18 protein-coding genes, 1 riboswitch and 1 other annotated feature are annotated in these 20,839 nt (G+C 54.6%); of the genes, 16 read left to right on the top strand and 2 right to left on the bottom strand.

The genetic code is table 11. The features are described from left to right. Positions 1-23 precede the first annotated feature (23 nt). Positions 24-250: a binding site (T-box leader), on the top strand. Between the two features lie 47 nt (positions 251-297). Then, a complete protein-coding gene (locus tag G477_RS0106750) occupies positions 298-2,940 on the top strand; it encodes a valine--tRNA ligase (RefSeq protein ID WP_026697296.1) in 2,643 nt (880 codons plus the stop codon). Between the two features lie 11 nt (positions 2,941-2,951). Further along, positions 2,952-3,815, top strand: a complete 864-nt coding sequence (gene dat, locus G477_RS0106755; protein WP_026697297.1) for a D-amino-acid transaminase — start codon at positions 2,952-2,954, stop codon at positions 3,813-3,815. A 440-nt stretch (positions 3,816-4,255) separates the two neighbouring features. Here dat and G477_RS20485 read toward each other — a convergent pair whose 3' ends face one another. Then, positions 4,256-5,092 (bottom strand): ATP-grasp domain-containing protein, encoded by an 837-nt coding sequence (locus G477_RS20485; protein ID WP_051287764.1) that lies wholly within the window; start codon positions 5,090-5,092, stop codon positions 4,256-4,258. After that, complete coding sequence (locus G477_RS0106765; protein ID WP_026697298.1) at positions 5,089-5,970, bottom strand: ATP-grasp domain-containing protein; 882 nt, start codon at positions 5,968-5,970, stop codon at positions 5,089-5,091. Before G477_RS0106765 ends, G477_RS20485 begins: the two co-directional genes overlap by 4 nt. An 80-nt stretch (positions 5,971-6,050) precedes the next feature. Here G477_RS0106765 and G477_RS0106770 point away from each other — a divergent pair, with 80 nt between their 5' ends. The 14 genes from G477_RS0106770 to G477_RS0106835 all read left to right on the top strand — a co-directional run bounded on the left by G477_RS0106770 (position 6,051) and on the right by G477_RS0106835 (position 20,836). Beyond that, a complete protein-coding gene (locus G477_RS0106770) occupies positions 6,051-7,247 on the top strand; it encodes a bifunctional folylpolyglutamate synthase/dihydrofolate synthase (protein ID WP_026697299.1) in 1,197 nt (398 codons plus the stop codon). A gap of 131 nt (positions 7,248-7,378) precedes the next feature. Next, positions 7,379-7,948: a hypothetical protein gene (locus G477_RS20490; protein WP_156897302.1), complete on the top strand. Its 570-nt coding sequence runs from the start codon at positions 7,379-7,381 to the stop codon at positions 7,946-7,948. A 12-nt stretch (positions 7,949-7,960) separates the two neighbouring features. Beyond that, positions 7,961-9,775 (top strand): VanW family protein, encoded by a 1,815-nt coding sequence (locus G477_RS18945; protein ID WP_035211453.1) that lies wholly within the window; start codon positions 7,961-7,963, stop codon positions 9,773-9,775. A 21-nt stretch (positions 9,776-9,796) separates the two neighbouring features. Beyond that, on the top strand, positions 9,797-11,461 hold the full coding sequence (locus tag G477_RS0106785; RefSeq protein WP_026697301.1) for a GspE/PulE family protein: 1,665 nt from the start codon (positions 9,797-9,799) through the stop codon (positions 11,459-11,461). Next, positions 11,451-12,503 (top strand): type IV pilus twitching motility protein PilT, encoded by a 1,053-nt coding sequence (locus G477_RS0106790; RefSeq protein WP_281171125.1) that lies wholly within the window; start codon positions 11,451-11,453, stop codon positions 12,501-12,503. The genes G477_RS0106785 and G477_RS0106790 overlap by 11 nt, the downstream gene beginning before the upstream one ends. Positions 12,504-12,530: 27 nt before the next feature. After that, complete coding sequence (locus tag G477_RS0106795) at positions 12,531-13,736, top strand: type II secretion system F family protein (RefSeq protein WP_026697303.1); 1,206 nt, start codon at positions 12,531-12,533, stop codon at positions 13,734-13,736. Positions 13,737-13,879: 143 nt separating this feature from the next. Continuing rightward, positions 13,880-13,963, top strand: a riboswitch (cyclic di-GMP riboswitch). Positions 13,964-14,030: 67 nt separating this feature from the next. Beyond that, positions 14,031-14,498: a prepilin-type N-terminal cleavage/methylation domain-containing protein gene (locus tag G477_RS20495; protein ID WP_051287766.1), complete on the top strand. Its 468-nt coding sequence runs from the start codon at positions 14,031-14,033 to the stop codon at positions 14,496-14,498. A gap of 154 nt (positions 14,499-14,652) precedes the next feature. Continuing rightward, entirely contained in the window at positions 14,653-15,420 is a 768-nt protein-coding gene (locus G477_RS0106805) for a prepilin peptidase (RefSeq protein WP_026697304.1), read from the top strand. Between the two features lie 28 nt (positions 15,421-15,448). Continuing rightward, complete coding sequence (gene pilM / locus G477_RS0106810) at positions 15,449-16,429, top strand: type IV pilus biogenesis protein PilM (RefSeq protein ID WP_026697305.1); 981 nt, start codon at positions 15,449-15,451, stop codon at positions 16,427-16,429. A 2-nt stretch (positions 16,430-16,431) separates the two neighbouring features. Continuing rightward, a complete protein-coding gene (locus tag G477_RS0106815) occupies positions 16,432-17,049 on the top strand; it encodes a hypothetical protein (protein ID WP_026697306.1) in 618 nt (205 codons plus the stop codon). Further along, positions 17,046-17,900, top strand: coding sequence for a hypothetical protein (locus G477_RS0106820; RefSeq protein WP_026697307.1), 855 nt, complete (start codon positions 17,046-17,048; stop codon positions 17,898-17,900). The genes G477_RS0106815 and G477_RS0106820 overlap by 4 nt, the downstream gene beginning before the upstream one ends. Positions 17,901-18,123: 223 nt before the next feature. Beyond that, on the top strand, positions 18,124-18,690 hold the full coding sequence (locus tag G477_RS0106825) for a Maf family protein (RefSeq protein ID WP_026697308.1): 567 nt from the start codon (positions 18,124-18,126) through the stop codon (positions 18,688-18,690). A gap of 34 nt (positions 18,691-18,724) precedes the next feature. Next, positions 18,725-19,402, top strand: coding sequence for a RadC family protein (radC, locus tag G477_RS0106830; RefSeq protein WP_026697309.1), 678 nt, complete (start codon positions 18,725-18,727; stop codon positions 19,400-19,402). Positions 19,403-19,795: 393 nt separating this feature from the next. Next, positions 19,796-20,836 (top strand): rod shape-determining protein, encoded by a 1,041-nt coding sequence (locus tag G477_RS0106835; protein ID WP_026697310.1) that lies wholly within the window; start codon positions 19,796-19,798, stop codon positions 20,834-20,836. Positions 20,837-20,839 lie beyond the last annotated feature (3 nt).

Here is a 20,839-nt window from a genome sequence, read left to right on the forward strand (position 1 = left end):
ACAACCCATTGTAAAATAGAGACGTAACAGCGGAGATGGGGAGGAGTAAATCGGAAATTCCGCCAGAGAGGGTGCCCGGCTTTATGCCGCTGAGAGGGGATCCCGGAAGGAACGGTTGAAGGTCGCCCCGGAGCTGCAGCGGTCACATAGAGCCGCTGCCGGAGATGCCCCGTTACGGCACATGAGTGCACAGCCCATCACGCTGTGAAACAAGGTGGTACCGCGGGAGACAACCCTCTTCGTCCTTTATACAGGGAGAAGAGGGTTTTTTATATGCTGAAAAAGGAGGAAGATCGAATGAGCAGTCAACAAAACGTCACCATGCCATCCAAGTATGATCCACAGGCGACAGAAGCGAAATGGTACTCATATTGGGTGGAGAACAAATTTTTCGAAGCGGAAGGGGAAGGGGCGAAGACGCCTTACACCGTAGTGATTCCGCCGCCGAACGTCACCGGCCGGCTGCACCTAGGCCACGCCTGGGATACGACGCTGCAGGACATCCTCATCCGGACGAAGCGCATGCAGGGCTATGATGCCCTCTGGCTGCCGGGAATGGACCATGCGGGCATTGCGACGCAGGCTAAAGTGGAAGGCAAGCTGAAGGAGGAGGGAATCTCCCGCCACGACCTCGGGCGCGAAGCGTTTCTTGAGAAGAGCTGGGAGTGGAAAGAGGAATATGCCTCGTTTATCCGCGATCAGTGGGCGAAGATGGGGCTCTCCCTCGACTATTCCCGTGAGCGGTTTACGCTCGACAGCGGCCTCTCGGATGCGGTGCGGGAAGTTTTCGTACGCATGTATGAAGAAGGGCTCATCTACCGCGGGGAGTACATCATCAACTGGGATCCATCCACCCAGACGGCGCTGAGTGACATTGAAGTCGTCTACGAGGAAGTAAAAGGCGCCTTCTATCACATGCGCTATCCGATGGCGGACGGCGATGGGGCGATTGAGGTGGCGACGACCCGTCCGGAAACGATGCTCGGCGATACGGCTGTGGCGGTTCATCCGGACGACGACCGCTACCGCCACTTGATTGGCCGGACCGTCAAGCTTCCGATCGTCGGCAGAGAGATTCCTGTTGTAGCGGATGACTATGTCGACATGGACTTTGGCTCCGGAGCTGTCAAAATCACGCCTGCGCATGATCCAAACGACTTCGAAATCGGAACGAGGCACGACCTGGAACGCGTCCTCGTCATGGATGAGTCCGGAACGATGAACAGCAGTGCCGCCCATTATGAGGGGATGGACCGGTTTGACTGCCGGAAAGCCATCGTCAAGGATCTGCAGGAGGAAGGCATCCTCTTTGATATCGAAGATCATGAGCACAGCGTCGGGCATTCGGAGCGAAGCGGAGCCGTCGTAGAACCGTACTTGTCGACGCAGTGGTTCGTCAAGATGGGTCCTCTTGCAGAACAGGCCATCGAGCTGCAGCAGCAGGAGAACAAAGTCCATTTCGTCCCGGACCGTTTTGAGAAAACCTACATGCACTGGATCGAGAATATCCGCGACTGGTGTATCTCCCGTCAGCTTTGGTGGGGACACCGCATTCCGGCATGGTATCATAAAGAGACCGGAGAGCTTTATGTCGGGCGCGGCGAACCGGAAGATCCCGAGAACTGGGAGCAGGATGAAGACGTACTCGATACATGGTTCTCGTCGGCGCTGTGGCCGTTTTCGACCCTCGGCTGGCCGGAGGAAGAAGCGGAAGACTTCCAGCGCTATTACCCGACGGATGCACTCGTCACGGGATATGACATCATCTATTTCTGGGTAGCCCGCATGATTTTCCAGGGCAGACACTTCACCGAAGAGCGCCCGTTTAAAGACGTCCTGATCCACGGTCTTGTTCGGGATGCGGAGGGCCGTAAAATGAGTAAATCGCTCGGCAACGGGGTAGATCCGATGGATGTCATCGACCGGTACGGAGCTGATGCGCTGCGGTTCTTCCTGAGCACCGGCACCACTCCCGGCAACGATCTCCGCTTCCACTGGGAAAAGGTCGAAGCGAACTGGAACTTCGGCAATAAGATCTGGAATGCGTCCCGCTTTGCCCTCATGAACATGGACGGCATCACGTATGAAGAGATTGATATCAGCGGACAGAAAACCATCGCCGACGAATGGATCCTCACACGTCTCGATGACACGATCGAACACGTCACCAAATACATCGACGCGTATGAATTCGGAGAGGTCGGCCGGGCGCTGTACAACTTCATCTGGGACGACTTCTGTGACTGGTATATTGAAATGGCAAAGCTGCCGCTCAACGGAGAAGATGACGCAGCCAAGCATACGACGCGCTCGATTCTTGCGTACGTCCTGGACCGCACGATGCGGCTGCTCCATCCATTCATGCCTTTCATTACAGAAGAAGTGTGGCAGCACCTGCCGCATGAAGGGGAAACCATCACCCGAGCACCGTGGCCGAAGCCGAGCGGGCAGGGAAGCCGGACATCCGTCGAAGACATGCAGCTGCTGCAGGAAATCATCCGCTCGGTGCGTAATACGAGAGCAGAGCTGAATGTACCGATGTCCCGAGAAATCACTCTGTTCCTCAATGCCGGCAGCAGCGCAGTCGAAGCCCAGCTGCTGCGCGGCCAGAGCTATCTGGATAAATTCTGTAACCCATCCGAACTCCGGATCGGCACCGGACTGGAAGCGCCGGAAAAATCGATGAGTTCCGTCCTCTCCGGAGTGGAGCTGTACATGCCGCTGGAAGGACTGCTGGACCTTGATGCGGAAATCAAACGTCTCGAGGATGAAAAGAAACGCCTGGACGGAGAAGTGACCCGTGTACAGAAGAAACTGGCGAACGAAGGATTCACCGCCAAGGCTCCCGCCCATGTCGTAGAAGAAGAACGGGAAAAAGAGCGGGATTATACCGAGCAGCGGGAGAAAGTATCAGCGAGATTGGAAGAACTGAAAAACTAAGGAGGCCCGCCATGACAACGGTGGCATTTTACCGAGACCGATTTGTCGATATTCAGGAAGACGTCCTGCCGATAGAAGACAGGGGACATCAATTCGGCGATGGCATATATGAGGTGATCCGTGTGTACAGCGGCGTCCCGTTTACGCTCGAAGAACATCTGGAGCGCCTCGAACGGAGTGCGGAAGCGATACGCATGCCGCTTCCGTATTCCATTGACGACATCCGTTCCCGAGCCCTGCAGGCATATGAAGATACGGGGCTGGAGGAAGCAGAAATCTACTTGCAGATCACCCGTGGTGCATGGACGAGACAGCATCATTTCCCGGAACCTGCGGCGCCGGTGCTGAGCATGGTAGCCGGACCTGCCCGGGAAGTGAGCAGCACCCTGCGGGCCTCCGGTGTGAAGGTGATCACGACAGAAGACATCCGCTGGAAGCGCTGCTGGATCAAATCCCTGAACCTGCTTCCGAACGTCATGGCGAAGCAGGAGGCGAAAGACCACGGAGCCCATGAAGCTGTTTTCGTCGATGGTGATGCGGTTACGGAAGGATCGAGCACGAATATTTTCAGAGTGAAAGACGGAGTGCTGGAAACGCATCCGGCGACCGAGCGGATTCTTCATGGCATCACCCGCAGGATGGTACTGCAGGCGGCGGAACAGATCGGGCTGCCGTGCAGGGAACTGCCATTCACGAAGCAGGAACTGCTGGAATCGGATGAGGCGTTTCTAACCTCGACGACGATGGAAGTGCTCGGCATCGACCAGATTGATGAGACGGCGCTGCCAGCAGCACGTCCGATCACGGAGAAGCTGTTTCAGCAGTTTCAACAGATCAAGCACGAAACCCGAACGCAGGAAGGATCAACAGAATGAGGCCGTGACGAATCCGCCTGACATGAACAAAAAACGCTTCCGATCATCCAGAATGGATCGTCGGAAGCGTTTCTTCTGTCGATAGAAAAAGGCTCTAAAATAAATGTTGGGGGGAGAGGGGCCTTTCTGTTACGTTTGTTCATTCGTTTCCGGCGGACGCCTGCCAAGGGGCGTAGTCCTCCAGCGGCGCCGCCTTTCACACCTGAGAAGGTTTTTCCCTTTTAAGATGATCCTTCCTGCATTCGAGAAGCATCGGAGCGACCCTCGGTACATGAACCCCGACATGCGAATGAGAACCTGGAACAATCGAAACGGCTCCCAGGCGTCCTGTCTGACGTTCACCGCCGTGCGGGCAGCCCCGGACCTGTCGGCAGCTCGCTGGAAAAGACGCCCTCCCTGGGCGTACGTCCCCGTCAGACCGGGGAAAGAACAGCGTAGCTCTAGGAGGAGAGGATGGTCTCCATTTCCCTGCGCACATAGGCCATCACAACAGCCGCAATGTTGATATCACTGCTGTCGTAGAGACTTCTGCATCCGACGGTATCCTCCATTTCATTGAACAGCAGCGTACCGTCCTCTGCCAGAAGAAAGTCGATACCGGCAAAATCGATCGGCAGCATGGAGGTGACCGCCGTCACTTCTTCACGTTCTTTCCGGCTCAATGAATACAGGCGCGACGACGCACCTCCGGAAATATTCGCCTTGAAATTCGTAGCGGACTCCCGAAGCACCGCCGCCTGAATCTCACCGCCGACAATATAGACGCGGACATCCCGTCCGCGCTGGCCGCCGACCGGCTGCAGAAGTACGTTCTCCTGCAGAGTGGAGTAGGCCAGCTGGTGCGCATGAGCGATCCACTCGACACCGGTGCCTCCGCGACCCATAGGATCTTTCGCAATAAACGGATAAGGAGGGTGGTTGTCCGGAACGGCCTGTCGATGCACCGCCCTGGATGGAAGCATCGGCAGGCCGAGCCGGCTGACACAGGCATGGCTGAGCCGTTTGTCATTCGCTATTCGGCTGAAACGGGCCCGGTTGAACACGCGGATGCCCTGCAGTTCTGCTGCTTCATTCAGCCAAGGCGTGGAGGTCCGCACCATGAGAAAATCCGGATAAAACGTTCCCGGGCAGTGCAGACCCGAGACATCCAGAGAAAGGTCCTCGTACCGGACCACTGTCAGGCGGATCCCCTCCGACGCGGCTGCCTCCTGAAGAAGGTCGATAAAGGCTTGATTTCGTTGTTCGTCCTCTTTGTAATAAATAAGCCAGCCTCTCATTGCCGGATCGTCCTCCTTATCATGTAGTCGATCATGGCATCCTCCACGCGGATGCCGGTCGTCTCGTATGTACTCTTTATATGCGGATTCGCATTCACTTCGCAGACGAGTGGGACTCGGCCTGCAAACAGATCCACTCCGGCAAAATCAGCGCCGACCGCTGCCGCAGCGGCAATGGCCGTGTTTTTCTCCTCGGGTGTCGGTTCGTAAGGGACAGCCTTTCCGCCGGCAGTAATGTTTGCCCGGAAATCGGTGGATGAGGTACGCTTCATAGAGGCAGAAACCTGACCGCCGACGACGTTGAGGCGAAGGTCCGTACCAAGGCTGTCCGACACGGCTTCCTGGTACAGGTGGGGCACTTCCTGCAGATCTGCAGCTTTGAGCCGCAGTTCTTCAGAGGAGGCAATCCAGTACACCTGTTTTCCGAATGAACCATAGGCTTCTTTCACGATCATCGGAAAACCAAGGATGCGCTCCACTTCCTGTAAATAAGCATCATCCGTCCTGCCGACGCCTGCATATGCCATCGGAGCAAGAATGGTCTTCGGCTGGGGGATGCCGTGACGTGCAAACGCCTGATGCATTCTCCGTTTATTGTCACATAACGCGATGGCGGCCGCACTGTTGAACACAGGAATACCGAGCTGTTCGACCGCCTCGAGCAGCTCAATGTCTTTATCAAACGAGCAGAGGAAGTCAGGATGATGATCCAGCCCGACAACAGAACGGCTGCATCCGGGCGCTGCAGCGAGAGCATCGTTCGGCACCGCCGTCATATGTACCTTTTTCCGCCGGGCGGCTTCCTGGAGCAGCGCCACGTTGTCCATGAATTTCGGCGTCTGCAGGCCGCCATTATACAGCACGATTGCCTGAAGCATCGGATGTCCCCCCTTTTCCATAAAGCATCTTCTGTATCTTGTCATGAACACGGACAAAAATCAAATGAGGAGGAACCTTTATGAAGGAGTTTAAAGAGCGGCTGAATGCCGGGATCCGGTATGATCTGAACCGTATGACGAGGGTGCTGGAGCTGCTGGGGCACCCGGAAAAAAACAGCAGCATCATTCATATCGCAGGGACGAACGGGAAAGGATCGACGGCAGCCATGTGCGAGGCGCTGCTGCTCGACGCAGACATGGACGTGTTCCTGTTCCAAAGCCCTTCGCCAGGACCGAGATCCCATCACTACCGGTCGGGGGGCGCTTATGCGTCTGAGCAAGCATGGAGCGCGTGGCTTACGAGCGTGATGCCGGCTGTCAGACAGACCGAAGCAGAGATGGATGAGCAGATGACGCCGTTTGAACTGCTGACGGCCGCCGCCTTTGCAGGGGCTGCTGAGACGAAGGCAGAGGTGCTGATTCTGGAAGCCGGCATGGGCGGACGGCTCGATGCCACCAATGCAGCCGCTGCATCCGCGGTATCGGTGATCACGTCGGTAGGGATGGACCATCAGGCGTATCTCGGAGACACGCGGGAAGCCATTGCCCGGGAAAAAGCCGGTATTTTTAAACCTGGCGTTCCTGCGGTCAGCACAGCAGATGCAGAAGCGAGAAGCTGGCTGCAGGAAGAAGCGGAGGCAGCAGGTGCTGTCTGGGTGGATCTGCCGAACGTGGCGGATACGTGCAAAGAAGACCATCTTCTGTATCGAGATGAAGTGTGGCCGCTGCCGGTGAAAGGCCGGCATCAGGCGTCGAATGCACTGGCTGCCGTGATCGCCAGCGAAGTACTGAGCAGCCGGATTCGTCCAGAGGCACTCCGGCTTGCGGTGATGCCCGCCCGGGGGGAGTGGCTTGAGCCGGATCTGCTCGTCGATTCCGCTCATAACACGGAGGCAGTGGAAGCCTTGATTGACAGCCTCCCGGAAGGTCAGGACACCGTGTTTCTTCTCGCGGCGATGAAAGATAAACCGGCTGCTGCCATGCTGGAACGAATGCATACGAAAGGAACCGCTGCAGCTGTCGTCCCTGCAGGTCCGAGGTTCATGCAGGCAGCCGACTGGTACGCGGTAGACAGCAGCATGACGATGGTGGAAGATCCGGTTTCCTGGGTGTCGGCTCAGAAGGGGAAAACCGTCGTCGTCACCGGATCGCACGCGTTCACCTCCACATTTAGAGAAGAATGGAAAAACCGCGGCATGACAAAAGCGGGCTCGTAATGTTGCAGCCAGCCGTACAGGAAATTCGGATCCGGGTTATTTCCCGGGGAATAATCCTTTCTTTCCCCCATCGTCTGAGATAGAATGGAAAAGAGAATACAAGTTCTGTCACAGCAGGAGGATGGATATCGTTGATGTACTTATTTATAGGAGCGGCATTTCTGCTGCTTTTGGGCGTGCTGCTGCTCGTCCCGTCCGTTTTTTCACGAAAAATGACCGCATTACTGGTCTCATTGGGATTACTTTACACAGTCGCAGCCTACTGGGCTTTTCTTGAGTATACATGGTGGTTGGTCGTGATCATGCTGGTTATTTTGACAGCAGGAACGTCTTATTTGATTTCCATTCGTATGCCCGAATTAGAAAACACCGAAGAAGAGACGGAGCACCCTGCCGAAGAGCCGCCGGAAGAAGCCGGTGCAGCGGAAACGGACACCGGAGCGTCAGCCGAAGAAGACCCGGGGAAGGACGAAACCTCCGAGGTTGAAACGGAAGAACACGAAGAAGAAGAAGCGTTTGCAGAAACAACGACCCGCGAACCTCTCTCTACGGAAGACGAAGAAGAGACAGACACGGATGAAGACGGGGAGGAAGCAGGCGTGACGGCAGAAGACAACGAAGAAACGACCGCAGAAGAAGACGAAGAAAGAAAAGAGAGAAGGAAGAAGCTGTTTCAGCAGCTCGAAGAAGATGACCGCTAGGAGGAAACAGGGATGACGAGAATTCAATGGTTTGCTGCTTCGTTTCTTGTACTGGCGGGAAGCGTAACCTTTATGCTTGTATTTGCCTATACAGCACAGCTTACATACGAGGTCTCCTTTCAGGGAGAGCGCTTTGCAGAAGATTCGGAGATTGCCGGCATAGACGTGTCAGACATGACGAGAGATGAAGCAGTCGATGCAGTCCGAGAGAATGTGGAAGGCTGGCAGGAGGAGACGCACCTTCATCTAACCTGGTTTGATGAGGAAATCCCGGTACCACGTGAGTCGATTCAATTTCTTATCGAACCTACCGTGGACCGCCGCCTGGATGACCCGGATGCTTCGGATGAAGGAGTCATCACCGCGGTCGATCAAGGAGCTGTCCGGCAGTCAGCTGAAAGTTTTTCCTTCCGCGAAGACATGCGGACGGCCGTCGATATCGATGACCTGACCGATGATATTGAAAGGGAGACTGCCTCCTTACCCGATGACGACCTTCAGTGGATGATGCATGGTTACCTGAACGCCTCGGCGCAGCCGGAAGAAGTCGTCATTGCTGAAGCATCCCGGTCCAACGTCGTGACACCGGAACTGCAGGAAGCACTCGACGGCGTCACGTCGGAAACTATCGAAGGCGGCACCAGCTTCTCCGTCATGGAACAGCTCAGCACCCCATCGGAGGACTGGGTGGATGAAGAACCGCTGGCGGCGCTCGGCTCTGCCGTCTTTGAAGTGGTCGCATCCAGCAACTTCAACATCGAAGAGCGACATCACCGATATGCGCTGCTGGACAGCGTACCGATGGGCTTTGATGCCCACCTGGAAGAAGATATCCGTGATTTTCAATTTACGAACCCGAACGACTACGACTATGAACTGGAGTTTAACCTGACCGGGACGAACCTGGAAGTAACGCTGGTCGGCTATGAATTCCCTTATGATATTGCCGTAGACGTCTTTGAAACAGATAATATCGGCACACGCACGAAAATTACGTATTCTCAGACGCAGGAAACGGAAGATTCTACGACCGAACTCGATAATGGAGAAAATGGACTCCGGGTGGAAACGATCCGCACCCTTTCCTATCAGGATGCGGAACTGGATGACGAGCCGATCGGCCAGCAGGTGCTTGCCGAAGACTACTACGCGCCCGTTCATGCCCTCGAGCGCCGTTCCATTGATCAGCGTCAGGAAGAAGAGGAAGACGAAGACGAGGACGATTTCCCTTGGTTTGACGAAGACTTCAACGGCTTTAACGACGAGGAAGAGCGCGACGAATTTGAAGACTGGCTGGAAAACGGGGAAGGCTCCGATGCTTTTGAAGACTGGCTTGATGAAGGAGCGCCGGGAGACTTCGATGATTGGCTCGAAGAAAACGGAGACAACGGCGGCTTTGACTTCGACAACGGCAACGGCTTCGATTTTGACAATGGCAACGGCGCAGACAACGGATTCGATTTCGATACCGGCAACGGCGCGGACAACGGATTCGATTTCGATACCGGCAATGGCGCAGACAATGGATTCGATTTTGATACTGGCAACGGCGCAGATAACGGCCTCGATTTTGATAACGGAAACGGGGACGACAATGGCTTCGATTTCGGCAATGGAAACGGGAACGGATCGAGTCCCGGAAATGGAAACGGCACCGATAACGGATTTGGTCCGGGGAACGGAAATGGAAACGGCAACGGATTCGGTCCCGGCACTGGCAATGGCAATGGAAACGGCGCCGGCCCCGGTAATGGAAATGGCAACGGAACATTCCCAGGTGGCGGTGATCCGGGCGGAAAAGACGGCTCCTCCACTAAAGGGGACTAGCAGCAGGGCAGGTGAAACAACATGGCAGCACATGATCGTCGCCGTTTAGGTGATATCCTGGTTGATGCAGGAATGCTTACGAAGGAAGAGGTAGAGAAAACCGTTGCAGAAAAAGGGGATGAAAAGCTCGGAGACGCGCTGAAAAACCGGGGATTGATCACGGAAGAAGAGCTGCTGGAACTGCTCGAATTCCAGCTCAGCATCCCGCGGATCAGACTGAATACGTTCCCGGTCGACACCGAAGCGGTCAAGCATGTTTCGCGCGCTTTTGCTGAACGAAACGACCTCATACCGGTAGAGAAATCCGGAACGACCCTGCGCGTGGCGATGGCCGATCCCATTGATTATTTCGCCCTGGATGATATCCGGATGTCTTCTGGTTTTGAAGTAGATCCGGTTATAGCAAGCAAGATGGAGATCCGGGAAGCGGTTGCTGCCTACTATGCCGATTGGGAAGAGGCAGCGTTCCAAGTATCGGAAGCAGAAACGTCCAGCAGTATGACCCAGATCGGTGACCGGGAAGAAGACGCCCCGGTCATCCGCATGGTCAACCAAATGCTGATCAAAGGCCTTCAGAAAGAAGCGAGTGACATTCACGTAGATCCGCAGGAAGATAAAGTGCTCTTCCGCTACCGGATTGATGGCGTTCTTCATTCGGAAAGAGCGATGAGCAGGGAATACCAGAATGCGCTGACAGCGAGAATAAAGATCATGGCTGAATTGAATATCACAGAAACGAGGCTTCCGCAGGATGGGCGGGTGAAAGTGCATGTCGAGCAGAAGCAGGTGGACCTCCGCATCTCCACGATGCCGACGATCTTCGGCGAGAAGATTGTGATCCGGATTCTTGATAAAGAAGGAGCGCTGAAAGAAATCGAGGACCTCGGTTTCAACAGCATGAATTTGAAAAAATTCCGGAAGCTGATCGAGCGGCCGTCCGGTATGATACTGATTACAGGACCGACGGGCTCCGGCAAGACGACGACGCTATATGCCGCCCTGAATCGCCTGAACGGCGAGGAAGTCAATATCATTACTGCGGAGGACCCCGTCGAATACCAGATCGAAGGAATTAATCAAGTACAGGTGAAGCCTGAAATCGGGTTGACGTTTGCCCATACACTCCGCACGATTCTCCGGCAGGACCCGGATATTGTTATGGTCGGGGAAGTACGTGATTCAGAAACGGCGGAAATCGCGATACGGGCCGCGCTGACAGGTCATCTCGTGTTCAGTACGATTCACACAAACAGCGCGGTCGCCACCATACCGCGGCTAATTGATATGGGCATCGAGCCGTACCTGGTCACCTCCTCCGTATCCGGTATCATCAGTCAGCGGCTCGTGAGAGAGATCTGCTCGAACTGCCGCACATCCGATGTACCAACAGAGGCAGTGAAAGAAATATTCGAAGCACGGGGCATGGACGTGGAGGCGGTTTATTATGGAAGCGGCTGTGAAGCCTGCAATGGCAGTGGCTACCGCGGTCGTCTGGCGGTACATGAAATCATTGCTGTCGATGATCTCGTCCGCAAAATGATTCTCAACAATGCGGAGATGTCAGCCATCCGCCGGTATCTCCTGGACCAGGACATGCTGTTTCTCATGGACGACGGTTTTTTCAAGGCAGCACAGGGCAAGACGACCCTGGAAGAGATCTACCGGGTGGCGGCAGATGATGCATAAAAAAGGAGAGATGACTGTGCTGCAGATTGATGCGCTTCTGACAGAAGCCTTTGAACGGGGGGCATCCGATATTCATTTGACTGTCGGCATGCCTCCCGTTTTTCGTATTCACGGAGAACTTCAGAAAGCAGGGGAGGCGACCCTCAAACCGGATGATACAGAGAAAACGGCGGAAGGTATGATCCCGCCGGCGCTCTGGAATACGTTCAAGAAAAAGGGAGAGCTTGACTTCTCCTATGCGGTCCGCGGGGTGTCCCGGTTCCGGGTGAACGCGTATTTCCAGCGTTCCTGTGTCAGCCTTGCTGTTCGGGTCGTGCCAACCTCGATTCCAACGATCGATGCGCTCCAGATGCCGCAGCAGCTGAAAAACATAGCGCTGGAACCACAGGGACTCGTGCTGGTGACGGGACCTACCGGATCGGGCAAGTCTACGACGCTCGCGTCGATGATCCGCTACATGAACGAGCAGGAAGAGCGGCACATCATCACGCTGGAAGATCCCATCGAATATCTGCATAAACATAACCGTTCCCTGATCGATCAGCGGGAGATTGGTTTTGATACCCAGTCTTTTGCCAACGGGCTCCGCTCGGCGCTCCGCCAGGATCCGGACGTGATTCTCGTCGGAGAAATGCGCGATCTGGAGACGATCAGCACAGCGATCACCGCGGCTGAAACCGGCCACCTCGTACTGGCTACCCTGCATACGACCGATGCTGCCTCTACAATCGACCGGATTATTGACGTCTTCCCATCCGGCCAGCAGGACCAGGTACGCATCCAGATGGCAAGTGTCCTGTCCGCTGTTATTTCTCAGCGGCTGTTCCGCAACCAGGACGGCAGAGGCAGAACAGCGGCAACGGAAATCCTGCGCTGCACGAGTGCGGTCAGGAACTTGATCCGCAGCGAAAAAATCCATCAGATCCCGAGCGTGATGCAGACGGGCAGATCCGAGGGGATGCACACGATGGAAATGTCCGTGCGCAGCCTCGTTCAGGACGGGACGATCAACCGGGATGCCGGCAGCTACTACTTAACCTGATTCAGCATTAAAAAAGGAGAATCAGCTATGCCTTTTTATCATTACTATGGAAGAGATGCCTATGGCGTTCCAGTCGAAGGGAAAATGAGAGGCGCGACAGAAAAGGAAGTGCGGGGAAAACTCGAAAAAAAGGCCGTTCATGCCAAGGAAGTGAAGCAGCTGGAAGGCTGGCTTTATCAGGATGTGCCCGTGCTTCAGCGGCAGAACCCGAAAGAAATGGTCCTCTTCCTCCGTCAGCTGGCGACGCTGCTGCAGGCAGGGATCACGCTGGTGGAATCCATCAAGCTGCTCGCCGGACAGATGCAGTCGAGGCAGTGGCGGGATACGCTCGCAGCCGTGGAGGAGGACATCCGGGGCGGCACCGCCTTTTCCGCAGCAGCAGAAAAACACCGGAACCTTTTTCCGCCGCTGATGACGAACATGATCAAAGCGGGCGAAGCCGGGGGAGATCTGGATGAAGTCATCGAACGGCTCGCTGTTTATTACGAAAAACAGTACCGCCTGCGTCAGAAGGTGTTATCGTCCCTGTCTTATCCATTGATCCTTGCAGGGGCTTCCATGGCGGTCGTGATCTTTCTTCTCGCTGTTGTCGTTCCGACTTTCGCTGATATGTTCGCCGGATTTCAAGCCGAGCTTCCGTGGATTACGAGATTCGTTCTCACGCTCGGTAATGTTGTATCGAGCCTCTGGTGGCTGCTGTTTCCGCTCGCCGCCGCTGGCATTGCAGCCGCCGCTCTGATCCGGAGCAGACGGGAGTACCTATACTGGTGGCACTATGTCCTGCTGCGGACGCCGATCGTCGGCGGTGTGCTGCAGAAAGCGGCGATCGCCCGCATGAGCCGCACGTGGAGCTCCTTGTTCGCAAGTTCCGTGCCGGTACTGCAGGCCGTTTCCATCGTAGAGCGAGTCGTTGGCAACGAAGTCCTGGCGACCGTGATACGAGACTCCCGGAAGTCGCTTGAAAAAGGCGAATCGCTGGCCGACCCGATGAACGGACACTGGATTTTTCCTCCGATGGTTACGCAGATGGTAACCGTAGGAGAAAAGACAGGGTCGCTGGATCAGATGTTTGATAAGATAGCGGACTTTTATGAAGAGGAAGTGGATCAGGCCACCGACCGCATGAAAAGCATGATGGAGCCGGTGTTAATCTCCGTTCTGGCTGTCGTCGTCGGGGTCATTGTGGCTTCCGTGGCAGTACCGATGTTTGAAATTTTCGATACGATCGAATAACGTTTCGCTGATGCTCAGCCGGGGTATAGACTTAATAAGCACACAAATAGTCCTTTCATTCCTTGCCGGACCAGGCTGGTTTTGTATTATTGAGTCTAAATACCCTTACCATTGATTTTGTTTTCACATACAATAAGACAAAGTGAATCAGAAGAAGCAAAGACACCATCATTGTATGTGGGCACTTGATGATGGGAGAGCGAGTAGTGCAACCGGCTTCCTCTAAAGGACTTAGAGTGCATGCCGGTTTTTTTTATCGGCTGACTAAATATTAACGAGAAGGAGACGATCATCATGAGAAAGATGTTCCAGTATTTAAAGAACCAGCGCGGGTTAACGTTGATCGAACTGCTTGCGGTCATCATCATCCTCGGTATCATCGCTGCGATTGCCGTTCCGGCGATCGGCGGTCTGATTGACAACTCACGAGAGGATGCCCACATTGCCAATGCAGAGACAGCTGTGGATGCAGCCAGGCTGGCATCGATTAGTGAGAACGAAGAGACAGGGCAATTTGATGTAGTTGTTGATGATGATAATGATGGTGATATTAATCTTGTAGATGCAGGATACATTGAGAGTATACCTGAAGACCCTGAAAATAATGGTTACGAGGAATTCTATGTAACTATCAACGACGAAGGTGACTACACTGTTACAATGGGTAACAATGGAGATAACAATATTTTCAATGAAGTTTCTATTGAAACCATCCGCGAGGATGGGCGAGGTGCTATCGGCGCCGACGAAAGCGATGACTAGGAGTAACTTCTAATTAACACAGTGTTCCGGCTCCTGACCCGGGACACTGTGTTTTTTTATCAAAAAAGCACTTGTCCCTCTTTTTACGGTTTCTTCTCCTCTCCAAAAAAGCTATAATAGGAAATAAGTGTAACAGCGTGGGTGGAGGTGCCGCATGGAGTGGTTCTGGTACATATACATAGGCACGGCCGGACTCGCGCTCGGGTCCTTTTATAATGTGATGGGCCTGCGCTGGACGCAGGGCGAATCGGTCGTGCATCCCCGCTCGGCTTGCCCCTCCTGCGGACATACGCTCCGAACCGGGGAGCTGATTCCGGTGTTTTCCTACCTCGTGCAGCGGGGACGCTGCCGCAGCTGCGGCAGCCGGATCTCGCCGATGTACCCGGGCATCGAGCTGCTGACCGGCCTGCTGTTTCTGGCTGCGGCCGTCTCCACCGGCCTCACGTGGGAACTTCCGGTCGCCCTGCTGCTGATATCGATGCTGATGGTCTCGATCGTGACGGACCTTACCGAAACGTTGATTTTAGACAGGGTGCTTCTTCTTTTCGGCGTACCGCTGCTGATCCTCCGCCTGACTGCAGCCTCACTCGAGCCCTGGTGGGACGCCCTGCTCGGGGCCGGCGCGGGATTTACGCTGCTGCTGCTGATTGCCATTCTATCGAAAGGCGGCATGGGCGGAGGGGATATCAAGCTGTATGCCGTACTCGGTGCAGCGCTCGGCTTCGTTCCGATGCTGCTGTCGCTGTTTCTCGCTGCGCTCTTCGGCCTCGCGGGAACCCTCCTGCTGCACGCGAAGCAGAGGATACAACGGAAGATGGAAGTGCCGTTCGGACCGTACATCGCCGCCGGCGCGGTCACCGCTTATTTTTTCGGCAGTGATCTGCTGCAGTGGTATACTGGACTTCTGACGATGGGACAATAGATCTTGGAGAAAAGGACGCGGATACAACATGAGAAACCTATTTTCAAAAAGCCGGCATGCGATCATCATTACCGATCATGTGCTTCGTTATGCTGAGGTGAGAAACCAGTCGCTGGATCACATCAACACGGCTGCGGAACGCTACATACCCGAAGGTGTCATGGTCCATGGACAGATCAAGGAAGTAGATACCCTGCTGTCGCTCTTGCAGGACTGCGTGGAAGAATGGGGCCTGAAAGGGAAAGAAGTGATGTTCACGCTTCCTGATACCCAGGTCCTCGTCCGACGGCACACCATCCCGATGGATGTCGAGGAGGATCATATTCTCGGACATCTCTATATGCAGCTCGGCGAAACGCTGCACCTGCCGATTGAGCAGCCCGTGTTCGACTGGTACGAGATAGAACGGGATGAAGAAAAGCGGGATGTGCTGCTGTTTGCGGCTCCGGAACCGACCGTGACGACGATTGCACGACTGATGCGGGAAGTGAAGATGAAGCCGCGCGCGGCGGATCTATCGGCGCTCAGCCTGTATCGGTTTTATGATACGTGGCTCGGAGAAGAAACGCCGAGTCATGTCATGCAGATGCAGGTGTTTCCGGACGCGTTTCACGTATCGATTTTTCATGACGGCCTTCCGCTGATTGTCCGCACGATGAACCTGCAGACATCGATGGAAGACTGGGAAGTCAATCCCCATGACGATGACCCGATCCAGTGGAACGGACCGCCGGAGAAGGTGTTCAGTTCCTGGAAAGATGCGGTAGGCGAACTGAACAAGCTCCTCCATTTTTATCAATTTAACTATCAGCATGGAGAAGCCGCTGTGTCCCGTATCCGGATCAGCGGGGACCATCCGTATCTCGAACGAATCATTGAAGATCTGCGTGCGTCGGTAGATCTCCCTGTCGACTATCTTTATGAGTCGGAATGGAAGACGAGTCAGGGCCACGGGCTGGAGACGAAATACTATCCTGCCGTCGGGCTCGCGCTGAAGAATGAGGTGTAGTCATGCGCGTAGAAATTAATTTACTGCCGCAGAAACGTAAACGATCCGGATCGCTGCCGGTCATTCTCGCTGCGCTGCTGCTCGCAGCCGTGATGATTATCTTCACGATGTTTTCCCTGTCCCAGTCGATCGAAAATGACCGGACCGCATCGGAAGAAGAGCTGCAGGAACTGCAGATGGAGACAACGGAACTTGAAAATCAAATCACAGAACTGCAGAATCCGGAACAGGAAGAGCTGCAGGCGAGAATGGATGAGCTGGATGATAAAATCGTTCCTGTCTCCGTTGTTCTGGATGAAGTCGTGGCACGAATGCCCGAAGAGTCTGTGATGACGCTGTTCGACTATGTGTTTCCGGATGAAATCATCATGGAAGCGATTATCCTGAGCGTCCCGGACATCGCACGCTATCAGCATGCGCTGGAGGATTCACCAATGATTCAGCGGGCGGAAGTGGACACGGTGCTCGGAGAAGAAATCCTGGAAGAGCTGGAGGAAGATATTTTCTGGTATGAAGACTACCTTCCCCAGTATTTTACAACGTTCGAAATCACGCTTCATCCGGATGCCGTGAGAGCGTTTGAAGAAGAACCAGAGGAAGACGAGGTGGAGCTGCCATGATGAACAAGCGCAGAGACAAGATTCTCGTCATTCTGAGTGCCGTGCTCGTAGCCGTCGGCCTCCTCTTTCTGTATTTTCAGATGATCCAGCCCGAGCTCGACGAAAGGGAAGCGACGGAAGAGGAGCTGGAATCAGAAACCCAGTATGCAGCGGAGCTGGAAGCTCAGCTGGAAGAAGAAATGGAAGAAGCGGCGGAGCGGAGCGACCTTACGACAGAACACCAGCGCCGGCTGCCTGTCGTCCGTCTCACCGATCAGTTTCTGCTGGATTTGAGCATGGCGGAAGAATTATCCGAAGTGAGGATCATGGATATCGATATGACCTATGATCAGCCGGTCTATACGTACGAGACGACGGAAGTATCCGACTCTTCCGATCCGCCTGCAGCGCGGACGGATATCGACGACGTCCGTGAAGAAGAACCCGAAGAAGATGAAGAGCTCGTCGGCACCGATGACGACGTCGATGCGGAAGATACAGAAATCGAGTCGGATCTCGAAGACCGGGAAGAAGAGACAGCCGATGCAGATGAAGCTGAACGCGGAGCGGTTCAAGGAGACGAAATCGACGGTGTGCGCCGGCAGACGGCGCTCATCGAACTGAAGGTCAACACGTATGACCACCTGAGCGGCTTTCTCGAAGAAGTCGATGCGCTCGTGCGCGACGTGAACATTGATTCCATTCTGTTTCTCGGTCAGGATTCGGACCGGATCTTTGACGGCGAGTCCGACATCTTTTTTGAAGTAGAAGTATCTTCTTATTACTATCCGGAGCTGGAAGAGTTGGAACCGGAAGCTCCGATCGTTGACTATCCGGAAGACGAAGACCGGGATTCCCCATTCGGTGAGTAAAAGGAGAACATTCATTCGATTTTTGCTGTTTTTTTAGAGAAGATGTGGTATGTTTTAACATACCCTCTTCTTTTTTTATCGGACAACCATGGTGCCGTGCTCCCCCGCATGCGGGCAGAAGCTGTGTCTGAAGCAGAAAAGGCCGTCGTGCCTGTTCTTTCTGCCGGCAATGACGGTAGTACCAAGGTTGGTCCTCCAATCCAGAAAGAGAGGGGCAGTAACCATGAAACAGCTTATTCTGGCATCCGAGTCCCCGAGAAGAAGAATCCTCCTGGACCAGGCAGGACTGACGTATGACATCAGGCCGAGTGGGGCTGATGAGCGTATTCCGGATGACCTGTCCGCTGCCGAAGCAGCCTCCCTGCTGGCGGAAAGAAAGGCGGCAGCCGTTCATGCGGATGCAGAAGGCGGAGCCGTCGTGCTCGGCGCAGACACCATCGTCGCCTGTGACGGCAGGATGATGGGGAAGCCTGCGGATGATGACGAGGCAGAAAACATGCTGCGCTATTTATCCGGCAGGACACATCAGGTACATACCGGAGCAGCCGTACTATCCGGTATGGGGAAAACGGTGTTTACAGAAACAGTCGATGTGACATTTTATCCTCTGACAGATGTAGAAATAAAACGATATATCGCTTCAAACGAACCGGCGGACAAAGCCGGAGCCTATGGGATTCAAGGTCTTGGAGCTGTTCTTGTGAAGCGGATCCACGGCGACTATTATGCGGTCGTCGGGCTGCCGCTCGGAAGGGTTGTTCGTGTGCTGCAATCACACGGCATAACGTAACGGCCGTAAGAGGAGGTCCTGCATGAATCAACCGATGATGGTGAAAGACGTACCGATGAGTGAACGCCCGAGAGAGAGGCTTCTGCGCGAAGGAGCAGAGCATCTTTCCAATCAGGAGCTCGTTGCCCTGCTCCTTGGATCGGGTTCGAGAGAGGAATCGGTCATCCAGCTGGCCGGAAGAGTCCTGCACCAGTTTGATGGATTAAAGCTGCTGAAGGAGACGACGGCGGCCGAACTGATGGAAATCAGAGGCATCGGCGAGGCCAAGGCCGTCCAGCTGAAAGCAGCCCTGGAACTGGGACGGCGCATCAAGCAGTATCCCGTCGAGGAAACCCACGTGATCCGCTCCCCGCAGGATGTAGCGGATTATATGATGGAGGACATGCGGCACTTGAAGCAGGAACATTTCGTTGCACTCTACCTGAATACGAAAAATGCCGTACTTCACAAGAAAACGCTCTTTATCGGAAGTTTGAATTCGAGCCTCGTGCACCCGAGGGAAGTATATAAAGAAGCGCTCCGCTATTCGAGCGCCTCCTTCATCTGTCTGCATAATCATCCTTCCGGTAACCCAGAGCCGAGCCGAGAGGATATCGATGTTACGAGGCGCCTCCACGAGGCCGGGAAAACGCTCGGTGTCGACATGCTCGATCATGTCATTATCGGAGACAGACAGTTCTGTTCGATGAAAGAGAAAGGCTACATGGGATAACAGCAGCAGGCCCCCGCAGCGTCTTCAGGCGCGCCGCAGTGAGAGCGGGCCCGGAAGGAACCGTCTCCAGTACTTGGAAGACGGTTTCTTGTGCATAGGCAGCACAGGAATGACGTCCCCGGAGCAGGCAGGCGTTTCCTTTACCATCTGACACGATCAGGCAGCTGCAGCAGGCCCGGTGTGCTTCCCATGCCCGTGCTGCAGGGCCGTTCACACCCCGGCACAAGGCTTGCGGGAGGCGGGTGTACATATACATAGATACAGCGCTGTGTTAGGATAAAATAAGGATTTTTGTGAGTATTGCGGAAAACGCTACTCAAGCCGTGCTCGATTCAGTATAATGAATACTATCGGCTGTTTACCGTATTTAGAAGTTGAAGGGAGATTACATAGATGTTCGGAGGATTCTCAAAAGATTTAGGTATTGACCTCGGCACGGCCAATACGTTGGTATATGTAAGAGGAAAAGGAGTGATTCTGCGCGAACCGTCCGTGGTCGCGATCCGTTCCGACACGGGACGCATCGAAGCCGTCGGAAGCGATGCGAAAAGCATGATCGGCAGAACGCCGGGCAACATTGCAGCCATTCGTCCAATGAAAGACGGCGTGATTGCGGATTTTGATACAACATCGACCATGATGAAGCATTTCATTCAGCTTGCTTTGAAAAAACGTTCCATGCTCGCAAGAAAGCCGAACGTGATGGTCTGTGTTCCATCCGGTATCACATCGGTGGAAAAACGGGCTGTGGAAGACGCTACGAAACAGGCGGGCGCCCGGGAAGCCTATACGATCGAGGAACCATTCGCTGCTGCGATTGGCGCCGACCTGCCCGTATGGGAGCCGACCGGCAGCATGATCGTTGATATCGGCGGCGGAACGACGGAAGTTGCCATCATTTCCCTCGGCGGCATTGTGACGAGCCAGTCTGTCCGGATCGCTGGGGACGAAATGGATGAAGCAATCATACAGTACATCAAAAAGACGTACAACCTCATGATTGGGGAGCGTACCGCCGAATCGGTGAAGTTTACAATCGGAACAGCGGACGGCTCCAATGGCGAGGAAACCATGGACATCCGTGGACGGGATCTTGTGAGCGGCCTTCCGCAGACGATCTCCATTCAGGCGAAAGAAATAGCAGGAGCACTGCTGGAAACGGTCGAAGCGATTACGGCAGCGGTGAAAAACACGCTTGAAGAAGCACCGCCTGAGCTGTCCGCTGATATCATGGACCGGGGCATCGTCCTCACCGGCGGCGGGGCACTGCTGCGGAATTTGGATAAAGTGCTGAGTGATGAAACGAACATGCCGGTGCATACGGCAGAAGAACCGCTCGACAGTGTCGCAGCCGGGACCGGTAAAGCGCTGGAAAATCTTCACCTGTTTCATTCCAAAGCAGGAATTACTGCACGATCGAATCGAAAAGCATAAGTA

The organism is Alkalicoccus chagannorensis DSM 18086 (genome assembly GCF_000429725.1).
Taxonomy (GTDB): domain Bacteria; phylum Bacillota; class Bacilli; order Bacillales; family Salisediminibacteriaceae; genus Alkalicoccus; species Alkalicoccus chagannorensis.